Origin of the sequence: Brevibacterium linens, from assembly GCF_003999335.1 — a bacterium.
Taxonomy (GTDB): domain Bacteria; phylum Actinomycetota; class Actinomycetes; order Actinomycetales; family Brevibacteriaceae; genus Brevibacterium; species Brevibacterium linens.
In genome coordinates, this window is the sequence record NZ_CP026734.1 from 2,049,411 (window position 1) to 2,066,265 (window position 16,855).

The 16,855-nt window shown below is 65.6% G+C and carries 10 protein-coding genes and 1 tRNA gene; 3 read left to right on the plus strand and 8 right to left on the minus strand.

Going from position 1 to position 16,855, the window contains the following annotated elements:
• Window positions 1-22: 22 nt before the first annotated feature.
• Window positions 23-1,507, minus strand: coding sequence for a 30S ribosomal protein S1 (gene rpsA, locus CXR29_RS09380; RefSeq protein WP_127364393.1), 1,485 nt, complete (start codon window positions 1,505-1,507; stop codon window positions 23-25).
• Window positions 1,508-1,713: 206 nt separating this feature from the next.
• Here rpsA and CXR29_RS09385 point away from each other — a divergent pair, with 206 nt between their 5' ends.
• Window positions 1,714-2,553 (plus strand): class I SAM-dependent methyltransferase, encoded by an 840-nt coding sequence (locus CXR29_RS09385; RefSeq protein ID WP_101553501.1) that lies wholly within the window; start codon window positions 1,714-1,716, stop codon window positions 2,551-2,553.
• A gap of 134 nt (window positions 2,554-2,687) precedes the next feature.
• On the opposite strand, the gene polA is transcribed toward CXR29_RS09385, so the two are convergent.
• Window positions 2,688-5,351 carry a DNA polymerase I gene (polA, locus tag CXR29_RS09390; protein ID WP_101553500.1) on the minus strand — a complete coding sequence of 888 codons (2,664 nt, stop codon included), beginning with the start codon at window positions 5,349-5,351 and terminating at the stop codon, window positions 2,688-2,690.
• 42 nt (window positions 5,352-5,393) lie between these two features.
• Here polA and CXR29_RS09395 point away from each other — a divergent pair, with 42 nt between their 5' ends.
• Window positions 5,394-5,855, plus strand: coding sequence for a PaaI family thioesterase (locus tag CXR29_RS09395; RefSeq protein WP_101553499.1), 462 nt, complete (start codon window positions 5,394-5,396; stop codon window positions 5,853-5,855).
• Between the two features lie 135 nt (window positions 5,856-5,990).
• Here CXR29_RS09395 and CXR29_RS09400 read toward each other — a convergent pair whose 3' ends face one another.
• Window positions 5,991-6,611, minus strand: a complete 621-nt coding sequence (locus CXR29_RS09400; RefSeq protein WP_035320143.1) for an ANTAR domain-containing response regulator — start codon at window positions 6,609-6,611, stop codon at window positions 5,991-5,993.
• A 192-nt stretch (window positions 6,612-6,803) separates the two neighbouring features.
• Here CXR29_RS09400 and CXR29_RS09405 point away from each other — a divergent pair.
• A tRNA-Leu gene (locus CXR29_RS09405) sits at window positions 6,804-6,885 on the plus strand.
• Window positions 6,886-7,043: 158 nt separating this feature from the next.
• On the opposite strand, the gene CXR29_RS18040 is transcribed toward CXR29_RS09405, so the two are convergent.
• From CXR29_RS18040 to gltB, 5 genes are all read right to left on the minus strand, one after another.
• Window positions 7,044-7,220, minus strand: coding sequence for a GNAT family N-acetyltransferase (locus tag CXR29_RS18040; RefSeq protein ID WP_101593445.1), 177 nt, complete (start codon window positions 7,218-7,220; stop codon window positions 7,044-7,046).
• Window positions 7,221-7,268: 48 nt separating this feature from the next.
• On the minus strand, window positions 7,269-8,642 hold the full coding sequence (locus tag CXR29_RS09415; RefSeq protein ID WP_101553498.1) for a dicarboxylate/amino acid:cation symporter: 1,374 nt from the start codon (window positions 8,640-8,642) through the stop codon (window positions 7,269-7,271).
• 219 nt (window positions 8,643-8,861) lie between these two features.
• Window positions 8,862-10,409 (minus strand): pyruvate kinase, encoded by a 1,548-nt coding sequence (gene pyk / locus CXR29_RS09420; RefSeq protein WP_101553497.1) that lies wholly within the window; start codon window positions 10,407-10,409, stop codon window positions 8,862-8,864.
• A gap of 123 nt (window positions 10,410-10,532) precedes the next feature.
• The gene (locus CXR29_RS09425; RefSeq protein ID WP_101553496.1) at window positions 10,533-11,996 is read right to left on the minus strand and encodes a glutamate synthase subunit beta; all 1,464 of its coding nucleotides are present in this window, start codon (window positions 11,994-11,996) and stop codon (window positions 10,533-10,535) included.
• Window positions 11,989-16,689, minus strand: a complete 4,701-nt coding sequence (gene gltB / locus CXR29_RS09430; RefSeq protein WP_127364394.1) for a glutamate synthase large subunit — start codon at window positions 16,687-16,689, stop codon at window positions 11,989-11,991. Before gltB ends, CXR29_RS09425 begins: the two co-directional genes overlap by 8 nt.
• Window positions 16,690-16,855 lie beyond the last annotated feature (166 nt).

The following is a 16,855-nucleotide window of genomic DNA, read 5'->3' on the forward strand; positions in this document are numbered from 1 at the left end:
GGAGCCCTTGTGGGAGCTGTTATCAGCTGCCTGCAAGCTTCTCACGCAGAGCTGCGAGAGCTTCGTCGCTGGCCAGGGTGCCCTCGTCGTTCGTCTCTTCGGAGGAGAACGATCCGGTGGCCGGAGCGGCTTCGGCAGAGCCGACGGCATCGGCTGCGGAGGCCTCGGCGTCCGCTGCGATGGCCTTGGCGACCTGCTTCTTGTGCTCTTCCCAGCGTTCCTGAGCGGCGGCGTACTGCTGCTCCCAGGTCTCGCGCTGAGCCTCGTAGCCCTCGACCCATTCGTTGGTCTCGGGGTCGAAGCCCTCGGGGTACTTGTAGTTGCCGTCCTCGTCGTACTCCTGCGGCATGCCGTAGAGAGCGGGGTCGAGGAACTCTTCGGCCTCGGGGTCGACGCCTTCGTTCGCCTGCTTCAGCGACAGCGAGATACGGCGGCGTTCGAGGTCGATGTCGATGACCTTGACGTAGATGGTCTCGTCGACCGAGACGACCTGCTCCGGCAGATCCACGTGGCGCACGGCCAGCTCGGAGATGTGGACGAGGCCTTCGATGCCGTCTTCGACGCGCACGAACGCACCGAAGGGAACGAGCTTGGTGACCTTGCCCGGCACGATCTGTCCGATGACGTGCGTGCGAGCGAAGTGCTGCCACGGATCTTCCTGGGTGGCCTTGAGCGACAGCGAAACGCGCTCACGGTCCATGTCGACGTCGAGAACCTCGACAGTGACCTCGTCGCCCACGGTGACGACCTCACCCGGGTGATCGATGTGCTTCCAGGACAGTTCGGAGACGTGGACGAGTCCGTCGACACCACCGAGGTCGACGAACGCACCGAAGTTGACGATGGAGGACACGACACCAGGACGGACCTGGCCCTTCTGCAGGGTCTGCAGGAAGTCGTGACGGACGGCCGACTGGGTCTGCTCGAGCCAGGCACGGCGCGACAGGACCACGTTGTTGCGGTTCTTGTCGAGCTCGATGATCTTGGCTTCGACCTGCTGGCCGATGTAGGGGGCGAGGTCGCGGACGCGGCGCATCTCGACGAGGGACGCGGGCAGGAAGCCACGCAGTCCGATGTCGACGATCAGGCCGCCCTTGACAACCTCGATGACGGTGCCGGTGACAACGCCGTCGTCTTCCTTGATCTTCTCGATGTCGCCCCAGGCACGCTCGTACTGAGCGCGCTTCTTCGACAGCATGAGACGACCCTCTTTGTCTTCCTTCTGAAGAACGAGGGCTTCGATTTCGTCCCCGACCTCGACGACTTCGCCGGGATCGACATCGTGCTTGATGGAAAGCTCACGTGCGAGGATGACGCCTTCCGTCTTGTATCCGATGTCGACGAGGACTTCGTCACGGTCGACCTTGACGACTTCGCCCTCAACGATGTCGCCATCGTTGAAGTACTTGATGGTCTCATCGACGGCGGCGAGGAAATCCTCAGCGGTTCCGATGTCGTTGACAGCGACCTGCTTCGGCTGCACCGATTCCGGCGTGGTGGTGGTCATATAGGTAGGGACTCCGATGGAATATTGGTCCAGATCCGGTACCCTGGCGACAGGTCGTGTAAGTTGCCGCAAGAACCGAATCCGGTCTCGATTGCGAATTTGGACTTGTATGCACAGGCGCATACGGTTGTCAATGCTAGCACCTTTTCGGGTGTGAATGCACGCCGAAGAGACGAATCATCACCACCTGGGGCCACGGAGGAACCATGAGCGAAGGAACTGACGGAGCCGAGGTCATCAGCGGTGGCTATCTCCCGATCGACGAAGAGGCTTCAGTCCGGGCCAATCGCAGCTATTGGGACAACTCTGCCGAGGAGTATCTCGCCGATCACGGCACGTTCCTCGGGGCTTCGGATTTCATCTGGTGTCCGGAAGGAATTCACGAATCCGATGTGCGCCTCCTCGGCGATGTCGCCCGGAAGCAGGTTCTCGAGGTCGGCTGCGGTGCCGGTCAGTGCTCCCGGTGGCTGGCCGAGCAGGGCGCGATCACCACAGGTGTCGACGTCTCCGCCGGAATGCTCGAGCAGGCCTCGCGTCTGCAGCGCGAGCATCCCCTGAGCGCCGAGGCGACTCCCCCGACGTTCCTCCTCGCCGATGCCCGACAGCTGCCGTTCGCATCGAACAGCTTCGATCGCGCGTTCTCCTCCTACGGTGCCCTGCCCTTCGTCAAAGACGCCGAGGTCGTCTTCGCCGAGGTGGCCCGAGTGCTGCGCAACGGCGGACAGTGGGTCTTCTCGACAACTCACCCGATGCGGTGGATGTTCCCCGATGTTCCGGGTGAGGCCGGTCTGACCGTCGAGTACTCGTATTTCGACCGCACACCGTACGTCGAACTGTCCTCCGACGGTCAGCCCGTCTACGCCGAGCACCATCGCACGATGAGCGATTGGGTCCGTCTGCTCGTCGAGGCCGGCTTCACGATCGATTCGGTGACCGAACCCGAATGGCCGGAAGAGAATCGGACCGCCTGGGGCGGTTGGTCACCGCTGCGCGGAGCGCTCATGCCCGGCACCGTGATCTTCTCCACCACACTGACCACAGACTGAGGTGCCGCTCAGCCGAGCACGCTGACGTCTCCGACCGGTCCCCCGCGCCCGGCGCCCTCGAACACGTGTGAGCACGCTCCGCGGCAGGTGCACGCCGCGAAGAGTGCGTCGGGCCCTGAACGAGCGACGGGTGGTCAGTGGGCGGCGGCATGCCAGGAGCGGCCGGTGCCGACGTTGACGTCGAGGGGCACATCGAGCTCGAACGCCGACCCCATCTCCTCCGTGACGATCGTCGTCACCTCGTCGATCTCATCAGGGCGGACGTCGACGATGATCTCGTCATGAACCTGCAGCAGCATCGGCGAGTGCAGGTCCTGCAGCCGCGCGGCGACCCTGAGCATGGCGATCTTCATGATGTCGGCGGCCGACCCCTGGATCGGTGCGTTGAGTGCGGCGCGCTCGGCCATGTCCCGCAGCTGTCGGCGGTCACTGTGCAGCGCCGGCAGATAGCGGCGGCGGCCCATGATGGTCTCTGTGAACCCCTTGGCGCGGGCCTGTTCGACGATGTCGTCGAGGTAGTCCTTGACGGCCCCGAACCGTTCGAAGTACTGGTCCATCAGCCCCTTGGCTTCATCGACCCCGATCGCCAGCTGCCGGGAGAGCCCGTAGGCGGAGAGTCCGTACACCAGCCCGTAGGACATGGCCTTGACCTTCGAACGCATCTCGGAGTCGACTTCGTCGATACCGACGCCGAAGACCTTCGAGCCGACATAGGAGTGGAGGTCCTCGCCGTCCTTGAACGCCTGGATGAGCGCGTCGTCGCCGGACAGGTGAGCCATGATCCGCATTTCGATCTGCGAGTAGTCGGCGGTGAGCAGAGTCCCACCCGACACCTCGGGATCGGCGATGAAGATCTCCCGGATGCGTCGGCCCGATTCGGTTCGCACCGGAATGTTCTGCAGGTTCGGATCCAGCGAGGAGAGCCGTCCGGTGGCAGCCACGGTCTGCTGGTACGTGGTGTGGATGCGGCCGTCGTCGGCGACGGTCTTCAGCAGTCCGACCACGGTCTGCTTGAGCTTCGTCGAATCCCGGTAGGCCAGCAGATGCTGGAGGAAGGGATGTTCGGTCTTGACGAACAGTTCGGCCAGGGCTTCGGCATCCGTCGTATAGCCGGTCTTCGTCCGCTTGGTCTTGGGCATATCGAGTTCGTCGAAGAGCACGGTCTGCAGCTGCTTGGGAGAACCGAGATTCACCTCGTGGCCGATCGCGTCGTAGGCTTCCTGCGCGCTGGCTTCGGCCTGTTTCGTGAATTCGTCGATGAGATTCGACAGTCCATCCTCGTCGACGGCGATTCCGGTCGCTTCCATCCGCGCGAGCACGGGCACGAGCGGCAGCTCGATCTCGCGGTACACCTGCGTCATGTTCGCGTCGTCGACGGCGGCGGCGAGCACCTCGTGGACTTCGAGCAGAGCGGCGGCGCGTTGACCGTGCGTGGTCACCGCGGCATCCGAATCGAGGTCGAGGGCGAGCTGTCCTGAATCAGCTTCGGGTTCGCTGAGGTCGATGCCGGCGCGGTCGGCGGCGATCTGCCCGAGCTCGTAGGAACGGGCATCGGGAACGAGGAGGTAGGCGGCCAGAGCCGTGTCCCCGGCGATATCGGTCACGGACAGCCCCATCGACTCCCACGCCTTGACCTGAAGCTTCGAGCTGTGGAGGATGAGCGCATGCCCGCCCAGGGCGGAACCGAGCTTGCCGACGGCTTTCTGCCCCGCCTCGGCGAGGTCGACGACCCACGCCTGCCCGGGTTCGGCGGAGACCGCAAGGGTCCGGGCCTGACCGTGACCGAGCTCGAAGGAGGCATCCGAATCGAGCGCGAGCACATCGTGGTCGGCGATCTTCGACAGCAGCGTTTCGATGTCGACGGTCTCGACGGTGGTCTCGCGGGCCGGGGCCGGCTCGGAATCGTCTCCGGCCTCCGGGAAGATCGCGGCCAGACGCTTGCCGAGGGCTTGGAACTCGAGCTGATCGAACAGGGTCGACAGTTCGGCCGGGTCGCCTTCGCCCCAGGCCAGGTCGTCGAACTCCAGGCCCAGGTCGACGTCGTCGAGGAGGCGGTTGAGTCGGTAGTTCCGCTCCACCTCGGTGATATGGTCGCGCAGCTTCTCGCCGACCTTGCCGCCGATCTTGTCGGCGTTGTCCAGCACGCCGGGCAGGTCGCCGTGGGCGGTGAGCCATTTGGCAGCGGTCTTGTCACCGACTCCGGGCACGCCGGGCAGATTATCGGCCTTCTCACCGACGAGCGCGGCCAGCCCCCGATAGTTCGCGGGGCTGACCCCGTACTTCTCCTCGACCGCGGCAGGAGTCATCCGGTTGAGATCACTGACTCCGCGTTTCGGGTAGAGGACCGTCACCCGGTCGGAGGCGAGCTGGAACGAATCCTTGTCTCCGCTCATCACCTCGACGAACGAGCCGGCCTCGGTGCCCATCTTCGCCATCGTCGCCAGGGCGTCGTCGGCTTCGAAGCCCTCCTTCGTCACGACCCGGATGCCCATCGCCGTGACGATGTCCTTGATGAGGTCGATCTGCGGATGGAACTCGGGCGGAGTCTTCGCCCGGCCGGCTTTGTACTCGGGGTACTCTTCGAGGCGGAAGGTCTGGCGTCCGAGGTCGAAGGCCACGGCCACATGGCTGGGGTCCTCGTCGCGGAGGACGTTGATGAGCATCGAGATGAAGCCGTAGATGGCGTTCGTCGTCTGACCGGTGCTGGTGGAGAAGTTCTCGACCGGCAGGGCATGGAAAGCCCGGTAGGCCAGGGAGTGTCCGTCGATGAGCAGGAGGGATTCGTTTGAGTGACTCACATGGCATAGCCTAGCGTTCGAAGCTGACTTGAAGGAGAACCGATGCTGCATCCCGACGTGTCCCTGACTACTCACACCACATCTGAGGAGATCGACACGCTGCTCGAGCAGCTGCGTGGTCCGGGCTCCGGTGGTGAGCTGGCCGAGAGGATGGGAATCGAATTCGTCGAGCTCGCCCATGACCATGTCGTGGCCACGGCCCCGGTCGCCGGCAATCGGCAGCCGATGGGACTCTTCCACGGAGGCGGCCACGTCGTCCTCGCCGAGTCGCTGGCATCGATGCATTCGTACCTGCTCTCCGGGGGTAGGAACGTCGTCGGAGTCGATCTCAATGCCACTCACCTGCGTGCCGCACGTGAGGGCGTGGTCACCGGTCGCGCCGAGGTGCTCCACCAGGGACGCACGATCGTCTCCCATGAAGTGAAGATGACCGACGAGGCGGGGCGGCTGCTCTCGATCGTGCGGATCACGAACATGATCCTGAAAACCGAGCCGAAGGGCTGAGGTCCGAACCGAAGGGCCGAGGCGAAGGGCCGAGACAGGACCTTCCGCAGCGAACGCAGAAGACCGGCGAATCCATCTCGGGATCCGCCGGCCTTCTTGAGTTCCGGGTCCGGACCTGCCTGGTCCGGAAGGTGGTTACTTCTTGCTGCCGATCTGCTTGAGCACGGTCTCGGCGACCTCGCGCATCGTCAGTCGGCGGTCCATCGAGGTCTTCTGGATCCAGCGGAAGGCCTCGGGTTCGCTCAGCCCCATGGACGTCTGCAGCAGGCTCTTGGCGCGTTCGACGAGCTTGCGGGTCTCGAAACGTTCTGTGAGATCGGAGATCTCGGACTCGAGCGAGCTGATCTCGGCGTGACGCGAGAGCGCGATCTCCAATGCCGGGATGAGGTCGGCCGAGGTGAACGGCTTGACGACATAGGCCATTGCGCCGGCATCGCGGGCACGCTCGACGAGCTCCTTCTGCGAGAAGGCGGTGAGCAGCACCACGGGCGCGATGCGGGCGCGGGCGATGCGCTCAGCCGCGGAGATTCCGTCGAGGATCGGCATCTTGATGTCCATGACCACGAGGTCGGGGCGCAGCTCCTCGGCCAGGCGGATGGCGGATTCGCCGTCCGCAGCCTCACCGACGACGTCATAGCCGACCTCGCGGAGCATTTCTACGATATCGAGACGAATCACGGCCTCGTCTTCGGCCACGACTACGCGGCGGACCGGCACGGACTCATCTGAAGTTGATTCTTCGCTGTTTGAAAGCACGTCACCAGTCTAGACCAGGCGCTCAGCGTCGTGGCCAGCGGACCGGTAAGTTTCTTCTGTGAGGGTGGCCACGGCCGGTGACGGTGGCCACCGGCGGGCATCCTCGGCGGGTGGCGAATGTGCAATCGGTCCGCGCGCGCAGTAGAATCGTCCCCGTTGCACAGGCGGTCCTGACAGGACAGCTCGTGACGAGCCGGATTGGCGGAATCGGTAGACGCGGTGCACTCAAAATGCATTGTCGAAAGACGTGCGGGTTCGAGTCCCGCATCCGGTACAGACGAAGGCACTGTCGACCATGTTGTCGACAGTGCCTTCTTGCATTCCCTCGGGGGTGTCAGCACCCGCGGGCTCGAAGTGCATACGCACTGATCAAGATCACTACCTATGATTTTCGAAGCCGCCCGTGCACACCATTCGGCTCATTCGGCCGATTCAGCGCCGCAGGCCGAGGGTGAGGATCTCCGTCCCGCTCTCACGCGCCGCCCGGACGAGCGCGGCCAGCAGCCCCTTCCCCACACCTCTGCCCTGCGCCTGCGGGGCGACTGCGACCTCTTCGATGTCGACATGGGGTCGGAAGGTCGGCCCTCGACGAGGCGGCCGAGCAACGATGTCACCTGCAGGACATCGGGCTCGGCCGGTCCCTCGGCTGAGAGGAGATCAACTCCGGCTGTGGGCCTCCTCGGTGCGGGTCTCGTCGACATCGGCATCCTCCTCGGTCAGAACGTAGCCGTTGATGCGCGGGGCATCGAAGCGTTCGACATCCAGGATCTCATGCCGCTTGGCCACGATGGCCGGAACGAGTGCCTGACCGGAGACATTGAGCGCGGTGCGGCCCATGTCGACGATCGGCTCGATGGCCAGCAGCAGACCCACGCCCTCGAGGGGCAGCCCCAGCGTCGACAGCGTCAGGGTGAGCATCACGGTCGCACCCGTCGTGCCGGCCGTGGCGGCCGAACCGATGACGGCGACGAAGACGATGAGCAGATACTGGATGAGGGAGAGATCGATGCCGAAGAACTGAGCAACGAACACCGCCGCGATCGCCGGGTAGATCGCCGCGCAGCCGTCCATCTTCGTCGTTGCGCCGAAGGGCACGGCGAAGGCGGCGTAGGAATGGGGCACCCCGAAATTGTCGGTGGCGACCTTCTGCGTCACGGGCATGGTGCCGATCGAGGACCGAGAGACGAAGCCCATCTGCGTGGCCGGCCAGACTCCGGAGAAGTACTGGCGCACGGACAGACCGTTGGCACGAGCCAGGGCCGGGTAGACGACGAAGAAGACGATCGCGAGACCGACATAGACGGCGACGACGAACCACAGCAGCGATCCCATCGTCGACCAGCCGTAGGAGTTCACGGCGTTGCCGATGAGGCCGAGCGTACCGATCGGAGCGATCCGCACGATCCACCAGACGACCTTCTGAACCACGGCCAGAGCCGCCTCGGTGAACTGGAGGAACGGCTCTGCGGCCTTGCCCACCTTGACCGCGGCGATGCCGATGGCGCCGGAGACGATGATGAGCTGGAGGATGTTGAAGTTGACATCGGAGGTCAGCGCTCCGGCCTCATCCGCCGACGTGGCGACCTCGAGTCCGAGGACGTTCACCGGGATCAGACCGGTCAGGAAGCCCAGCCAGCTGCCCTGGGATTCGGGAGCGCCGGTGCTCAGCGACGCAGCATCGGCATGGGCACCGGGCTGCATGACGACGCCTATGATGAGTCCGAGGATGACGGCGATCAGCGCCGTGAGGGCGAACCACAGCAGGGTCGACACCGCAAGCCGGGCGGCATTGGTGACCTTGCGCAGGTTGCCGATGCTCGCGATGATCGCAGTGATCACCAGCGGTACGACGGCGGCCTTGAGCAGGGTGACATACGACGAGCCGATGGTGTCCAGGGTCTGGCCGAGCCAGTTGTCAGCACTGTCGCTGACCGGTCCCCATGAGCGGGCGATGAGCCCGAGGATGACACCGGCGATGAGTGCGATGGTCACCTGCACTCCGAAGGACTTGCTCCACGCGGGCAGTCTCATTGAATTCCTCTCCTAGCGGGTCCTCCCCTCTGTGATCCGCAGGGAGGATTGGGCAACAGAGAGCACAACTGTTGAGCAATCCCTGAAATTCCTCGATCTTCTGTGATCTGTCTCGCATCCTGGAATCGGCTCGCGACGCGCCCGCGGGCACGCAGACGCCGGCGGCGCCTGCCCTGTGATGACAGGACAGGCGCCGCCGGCGCGTCGGACCGCAGTTGATCAGTGGCGGGGCGAGTGGCCCTCGCGCACGATCGGCACCTCGCGGGTGATGGGCGCTTCGGCGACGACCCCGTACCCGGCCAGCGGATCCTCCTCCGAGTCCGAGGCGTCCTGGTAGGCGGCCGTCACACCCTTGGCGGCATCGCCGATGGTGTGGATGCGCAGGGCGTTCGTCGAGCCGGGGATCCCGGGAGGCGAACCGGCCACGAGGATGCTCTGATCGCCTTCGCGAGCCGTGCCGTCGGCGAGCAGAACGGCGTCGACCTGGCGTGCCATCTGGTCGGTGTGACGCACGGTCTTCACGAGATACGGCCGGACTCCCCAGGTCAGCGCCAGCTGGTGACGGACCTGCGGGTCGGGGGTGAAGCCGAGGATCGGCCAGGCCGGGCGCAGACGCGACATGCGCCGCACCGAATCGCCCGTCTGCGAGAAGGTGCACAGAAGGTCGATATCCAGTTGCTGAGCAATCTGCACGGCTGCCGCGGTGACGGCTCCGCCCTTCGTATGGGGAACGGTGCCCAGCGCGGGAATCCGTTCGAGACCGTGCTCTTCGGTGGAGCCGATGATCCGGCTCATCGTCCGGATCGCTTCGACCCAGTGACTGCCCACCGAGGTCTCACCGGAGAGCATGAGCGCATCGGCGCCGTCGAGGACGGCGTTCGCGCAGTCGCTGGCTTCGGCGCGGGTGGGCCGCGGTGCGTCGATCATCGTCTCGAGCATCTGAGTGGCCACGATGACGGGCTTGGCCTGCTGACGGGCGATTTCGACGGCCCGCTTCTGCACGATCGGGACCTGTTCGAGCGGCAGTTCGACGCCGAGGTCGCCGCGGGCGACCATGATGCCGTCGAAGGCGTCGATGATCTCATCGAGCTGGTCGACCGCCTGCGGCTTCTCGAGCTTGGCGATGACCGGAGCGGTGATTCCCACCTCGTCCATGACCGCTCGCACATCGTTCATGTCCTCGGGGCTGCGGACAAAGGACAGGGCGACCCAGTCGAAGCCGAGCTGCAGACCCCACTTGAGGTCGTCGACGTCCTTCTCCGACAGAGCGGGAACGGAGACCGGGACTCCGGGCAGGTTGATGCCCTTGTGGTTGGAGATGGTTCCGCCGATCTCGACCTCGGTGACCACATCGGTGGCGGTCACCTCGGTGGCGCGCAGGCGCAGGCGTCCGTCGTCGATGAGCAGCGGATCTCCCACGGACACGTCTTCTGCCAGGGTCGGCAGTGTCGTGGAGACGAGCTCTGCGGTGCCGGGGACATCACGGCTGGTGATGGTGAAGGTGGCCCCTTCGACGAGCTCTTCCTTCCCGTTGGCGAAGGTGCCCACGCGGATCTTCGGACCCTGGAGGTCCAGCAGGACGGCGACGGGGCGTCCGGTGTCGAGGGCGGCCTGGCGGACCCAGGCGAACTTCTCTTCGTGCTCTTCTCGTTTTCCGTGGCTCAGATTGAATCGGGCGACATCGACGCCTTCATCGACGAGCTCGCGGATCTCTTCATAGGAGTTCTGGTTCGGACCTAAAGTTGCGACTATCTTTGCACGCCTCATACGCTCCACCCTACCTAAAGTCTCAGCTGACGGTTTTCACCGATCGGCGCTGGTCACGGACGGTGGGACGGCACTGCGCTGTGCCGCCCCACCGCCTTTTCTCAATTTCTGACATAACCTATCTTAGCATTTGAACCCTTCGTCGGTGGGCTGCACGGGTGCCGGCAACCTCGTCGACCCGGTGAGGAACCGGTCGACTTCGGCGGCCGCGGCGCGCCCCTCGGCGATGCCCCACACGATGAGCGACTGCCCGCGTCCGGCATCGCCGGCGACGAAGACTCCGGGGGTCTCCGAAGCGTAGGAGTCATCACGGGTGAAGGCTCCGGTCTTCGCGACGTCGAGATCGAACGATTCCGATTCCGGTCCGGAGAAGCCCAGTGCCAGCAGCACGAGATCGGCCTCGAGGACGTGTTCGGTGCCCGGTGTCGGAATCCGGCGGCCGTCGACGAATTGGGTCTCGGCGACCTCGATCCCGCTCACGCGGCCGGTGTCGTCGCCGACGAAGCGCGTGGTCGAGGCGAGGTACTTCCGCGTTCCGCCCTCCTCGTGCGAGGACTGGACTTCGAAGACGCGAGGAACGGTCGGCCACGGATCGCTCTCACTGCGTTCGGCAGGCGGCTGGGCGCCGATCGCCAGAGTCGTCACCGAGGCGGCCTTCTGGCGCAGGGCAGTGCCCAAGCAGTCGGCGCCCGTGTCCCCGCCGCCGATGATGATGACGTGTTTGCCCGCGGCATCGATGAACGCCGACGAGTCGGCCTCGGGGCCGCGATGATCGCCCGCCTGATCCCGATTCGAGGGCACGAGGTAGTCCATGGCGAATTCGACCCCGTCGAGATCGCGGCCGGGGATCGGCATGTCGCGCGGAACCGTCGCACCCGTGCACACGATGACGGCATCGAAGCTCGAACGCAGGGATTCGAGCGTGACATCGCGTCCGACCTCGACCGAGGTCTTGAAGCGGGTGCCCTCCGCACGCATCTGATCGAGTCGACGATCGATGTGGTGCTTCTCCAGCTTGAAGTCCGGGATGCCGTAGCGCAGAAGTCCGCCGAGGCGGTCGGCGCGTTCGTAGACGACGACCGTATGCCCGGCTCGGGTCAGCTGCTGGGCCGCGGCCAGCCCGGTGGGACCGGATCCGATCACGGCGACCGTGTGGCCCGTGATCCGCTCGGGGATGATCGGCTGGATGAGACCGGCCTCGAAGCCCTGATCGACGATCGTGACCTCGACCTGTTTGATCGTCACTGCCGGCTGGTTGATGCCGAGGACGCAGGCGTTCTCGCACGGGGCCGGACAGGCACGCCCGGTGAACTCCGGGAAGTTGTTCGTCGCGTGGAGCAGTTCGACGGCGCGCGGGAGCTCGCCGCGGTACATCGCGTCGTTGAACTCCGGGATGAGGTTGCCCAGCGGGCAGCCCTGATGGCAGAAGGGGATGCCGCAGTCCATGCAGCGTGACGCCTGCCGTCGCAGCTGCTCGGGATCACCCGCCTCGTAGACCTCCTTGAAGTCCATGAGACGGATCGGGACGGGGCGCCGCTTCGGCAGCTCCCGGTGTTCGACGGTGAGGAATCCGTGCGGATCAGCCATTGGTCGCCTCCAGAATCGTGTGCCAGGCCTCGTCCGAGTCGACGGCCTTGCCGGCCGCGACGAACTCGTCCTGGATGTCTTTGACCGTCGCGTAGGCGACGGGGATGATCTTCGTGAAGCGGGAGAGGACGTCCTGTCCTCGGCGCAGTCCGTCGAGGAGCTCGCCGGCCAGCGGTGAGGCAGTCCATTCGACATGCTCACGCAGCAGCCGCTCGAGGATCTCCATATCGTCCACACCGACGCCGGTGAAGCGGAAGACCCCGGCCGCCCGCTCCTTGGGATTGAGTCGGGCCGGATTGAAGTCGAGCACATAGGCGGTGCCGCCGGACATGCCTGCGGCGAAGTTCCGGCCGGTGCCACCGAGGATGACTGCCACACCTCCAGTCATGTATTCGAGGCCGTGGTCGCCGATGCCCTCGACGACTGCCTCGGCGCCGGAATTGCGGACGAGGAACCGCTCCCCCACCTGTCCCGAGAAGAACAGCTTGCCGGCCGTCGCCCCGTAGCCGAGCACATTGCCGGCGATGACGTTGTGTTCGGGTCGGGTGGGGTTCGCCGCATGCGGCCGAACGCTGACGATTCCTCCGGACAGGCCCTTGCCGACATAGTCGTTCGCATCACCGTGGAGTTCGATGCTGACCCCCTTCGGCAGGTAGGCGCCGAGGGACTGTCCGGCAGTTCCGCGCAGCTCGAGCCGGATCGTGTGGTCCGGCAGTCCCGCTTGCCCGTGGGCGAGAGTGACGTGATGGCCGAGCAGGGTGCCCGCCGAGCGGTCGGTGTTCTCGATCGCCGAGGTGATCGTCGTCTCCGTGCCCTCCGAGATGGCGTCTCGGGCCTGCTCGAGCAGGCGGAGGTCGAGCTCGTCGGCGAAGTCGCGGTCGACGGGTTCGCCGCATTTGCGTGCGACGTCGGAGCTGCCGTGGAGGTCGACGGGGACCTTGAGGATCGAGGCGAGATCGAGGTCGAGACCTGTTGCGGCCGCCCGCTCCTCGTCGATGCTCAGCCGCTCGACCGCGCCTATGGCCTCATCGAGGCTGCGCAGGCCGAGTGCCGCCAGGTAGGCGCGGACCTCCTCGGCGATGAAGGTGAAGAAGTTGACGACGTGATCGGCCTGACCGTGGAAGCGCTCGCGCAGCTTCGGGTTCTGGGTCGCCACACCCACCGGGCACGTGTCCTTGTGGCACACGCGCATCATGATGCAGCCGGAGACGACGAGGGCCGTGGTCGCGAACCCGAACTCCTCCGCGCCGAGCAGGGCTGCGATGATGACATCCCGGCCGGTCTTGAGCTGACCGTCGACCTGTACGCTGACCTTCTCGCGCAGACCGTTGAGCACGAGGGTCTGCTGAGCCTCGGCGAGGCCGAGCTCCCAGGGAGTGCCCGCATGCTTGAGCGAATTGAGCGGACTCGCTCCGGTTCCGCCGTCGTGCCCGGAGATGAGGACCACGTCGGCACCGGCTTTCGCCACTCCGGCAGCCACCGTGCCCACGCCGATCGCGGACACGAGCTTGACGTGGACCCGAGCCTTGGCGTTGGCGCGGCCGAGGTCGTGGATGAGCTGGGCCAAGTCCTCGATCGAGTAGATGTCATGGTGCGGCGGAGGCGAGATCAGCCCGACGCCCGGAGTCGCGTGACGAGTCTTCGCGATCCACGGGTAGACCTTCGTCCCGGGCAGCTGCCCGCCCTCGCCGGGCTTGGCTCCCTGCGCCATCTTGATCTGCAGGTCGTCGGCCTCGGTGAGGTAGTGGCTCGTGACGCCGAAGCGCCCCGAGGCGATCTGCTTGATCGCCGAACGGCGCTCGGGGTCGATGAGCCGCTCGGTGTCCTCGCCGCCTTCGCCCGTGTTCGACTTGCCGCCGATCCGGTTCATCGCGATCGCCAGGGTCTCGTGGGCCTCCTGGGACAGCGAACCGTAGCTCATCGCTCCGGTCGAGAACCGCTTCATGATCTCCTCGGCCGGTTCGACCTCGGAGATGTCGATCGGGCCCGATTCGCGTGGAACGAGGTCGAAGAGACCGCGCAGCGTCATGAGCTCGCGCGACTGTTCGTTGATCTGTGCCGTGTACTGGCCGAAGATGTCGAAGCGTCCCGTGGAGGTGGAGTGCTGGAGCTTGAAGATCGTCTCCGGGTTGAACAGATGCTCCGGCCCTTCGCGACGCCACTGGTACTCCCCGCCGACGTTGAGGTTCCGGTGCGAGGGGCGGGGGTGATCATCGCGGTAGGAGTCCCCGTGGCGGGCACTCGTCTCCGCCGCGATCTCCCTGATGCCCCTGCCGCCGAGCTGGTGCGGAGTCGAGGTGAAGTACTTGTCGATGAATGCTTCGGACAGTCCCAGAGCCTCGAAGGTCTGCGCCCCGTGGTAGGACTGCACAGTCGAGATGCCCATCTTCGACATGATCTTGAGCAGTCCCTTGTTGAGCGCGGTGAGCACGTTGGCAACTGCGGCCTCTTCGCTGATTCCCCGGATCCGGTCCGAGCGGACGAGCGCCTCGGCGGATTCCATGACGAGGTACGGATTGACCGCGGACGCCCCGAAGGACACGAGGGTCGCGACGTGGTGGACCTCGCGGACGTCACCGGCCTCGACGATGATGCTCGCCCGCGTCCGCGAGCGTTCGCGCACGAGGTGGTGGTGCAGCGCCGAGGTGAGCAGCAGCGACGGGATCGGAGCGAGATCGGCCGTCGAGTCCCGGTCGGAGAGGATGATGAACACGGCGCCGGCCTCGATCGCCGCGCTCGCCTCGGCGCACAGCGCCTCGAGACGCTCGGCCATCGCGTCCTCTCCCCCGTTGACCGAGTAGAGGCCGGAGAGGATCACGGAGGGGTGTGCGTTCTCCACGCCGAGGTGGCTGCCCTTGACGTGCGCGATCGCCGTGAGCTCGTCGTTGTCGATGACCGGCTGGTCGAGCAGGATGTGCGCGGAGTCGGGCTTCGAGAACTCGAGCAGATTGCCCTCTCGGCCGATCCCGGCAGCCATGCTCGTCACGATGTCCTCGCGGATCGAGTCGAGCGGCGGATTCGTCACCTGAGCGAAGTTCTGGTGGAAGTAGTCGAAGAGCAGGCGAGGTCGCTGGCTGAGCGCTGCGATCGCGGTGTCCGTGCCCATCGCACCCAGCGGTTCGGCCCCGGTCTCGGCCATCGGCGAGATGAGGATTCGCAGCTCCTCCTCGGTGTAGCCGAAGGTGCGCTGGCGGCGCCTGACCGAGGACTGCGGGTGAGTGACGTGGACGCGGGTGGGCAGATCCTTCAATCGCTTCGAGCAACTGTCCACCCAGTCGGAATAGGGGTGGTCGGTGGCGAGCTGGTTCTTGATCTCCGTGTCGGAGATGATGCGCTCGGACTCGGTGTCGACGAGGAACATGCGGCCCGGGGTGAGGCGGCCGCGGGCGACGACCTCGGACTCGGGCAGATCGACGACTCCGACCTCGCTGGCGAGCACCACCGTGTCCTCGGTCATCACGTACCGGGCCGGGCGCAGGCCGTTGCGGTCGAGGACGGCGCCGGCGAGCCGGCCGTCGGTGAAGGCCACACAGGCGGGACCGTCCCAGGGCTCCATGAGCAGCGAATGATATTCGTAGAAGGCCCGACGCTCCTCGCCCATGCCCGGATTGTTCTCCCAGGCCTCGGGGATCATCATCAGCATCGTCTGCGGCAACGATCGTCCGGAGGCGACCATGAGCTCGACGACGGCATTGAACGACGCCGAGTCGGAGGCACCGGGCGGCACGATCGGGCACAGCCGGTCGAGGCTGCGCGCGGTCTCGGGCACGGGAGAGACGAGGAGTTCGGAGGCGAGCTTCGATTCCCTGGCCTGCATCCAGTTGCGGTTGCCGCGCACGGTGTTGATCTCGCCGTTGTGAGCGATCGTGCCGAATGGCTGGGCGAGCTGCCACGACGGGAAGGTGTTCGTCGAGAAGCGCGAGTGGACCAGTGCGATCCGCGACGTCAGCCGCTCGTCGCGGAGTTCTGTGTAGAACGAAGAGAGCTGACCGGTCGAGAGCATCCCCTTATAGGTGATGGTCGCCGGGGACAGCGAGGGAAAGTAGATGCCCGCGTGGTCGAGTCGCTTGCGCACGATGTAGGCGCGACGGGTGAGGTCCGCGTCGTCACGGGCCGGGTAGCGCTCGTCGCAAGTGAGGAAGACCTGGCGCATCCGCGGCATGGTCGACCGGGCGATGTCGCCGAGCACACTGTCATCGTGGGGCACATCCCGCACCGCGTGGACGCGCAGGCCCTCCTCGGCGGCGATCCGGGCGACGAGGTCGTCCTGGGTTTCGTCGCCGGCCGCGGAGCCGGCGCCTAAGTCCGGGGACACGTTCTCCGACAGCGGCGGGGTTGCGGCCTTGAGATCGCGGCCGTAGTCCTGGGCGAAGAATCCGATGCCCACGGCGTACGCGCCGGGCTCGGGCAGGTCGATGCCGTCGGCGGCGAGCACCTCGGCGAAGTAGTCATGGGGCACCTGGAGAGTGATGCCCGCACCGTCGCCGGTGCCCTCGTCCGAACCGATGCCGCCTCGGTGCTCGAGCTTGCGCAGAGCGGTCAGGGCCTGTTCGACGACCTCGTGGTCGGCAGATCCGCGATAGCGGACGATGAGCGCGAGGCCGCAGTTGTCGTGTTCGAGCGCCGGATCGTAGAGACCGATGCGGCCAGGTGGGGCCGTGGTCTTGGGGGTCGACTGAGCGCTGTGGTTCATATCCTGCCTTCTCGGTGTTGAGTGCTTCCCGAAAAGACGGCGCTGTCCCTTGCGGTGTGGACGAGTCCGAAAAACAGCGTTTCCGAACCCGGCTGTGAGATCACTCTCACAGCCGGAGTCCTAACTTACACCATGTGCAATTTCAGAAAAAGCAGACAAAGGAACG

Bases quoted from the DNA above. Each gene is read 5' to 3' on its own strand.
- CXR29_RS09385 (WP_101553501.1), top strand. From the start codon at position 1,714: ATGAGCGAAGGAACTGACGGAGCCGAGGTCATCAGCGGTGGCTATCTC.
- CXR29_RS09425 (WP_101553496.1), bottom strand. From the start codon at position 11,996: ATGGCTGATCCGCACGGATTCCTCACCGTCGAACACCGGGAGCTGCCG.
- gltB (WP_127364394.1), bottom strand. From the start codon at position 16,689: ATGAACCACAGCGCTCAGTCGACCCCCAAGACCACGGCCCCACCTGGC.
- pyk (WP_101553497.1), bottom strand. From the start codon at position 10,409: ATGAGGCGTGCAAAGATAGTCGCAACTTTAGGTCCGAACCAGAACTCC.
- rpsA (WP_127364393.1), bottom strand. From the start codon at position 1,507: ATGACCACCACCACGCCGGAATCGGTGCAGCCGAAGCAGGTCGCTGTC.
- CXR29_RS09395 (WP_101553499.1), top strand. From the start codon at position 5,394: ATGCTGCATCCCGACGTGTCCCTGACTACTCACACCACATCTGAGGAG.
- CXR29_RS09415 (WP_101553498.1), bottom strand. From the start codon at position 8,642: ATGAGACTGCCCGCGTGGAGCAAGTCCTTCGGAGTGCAGGTGACCATC.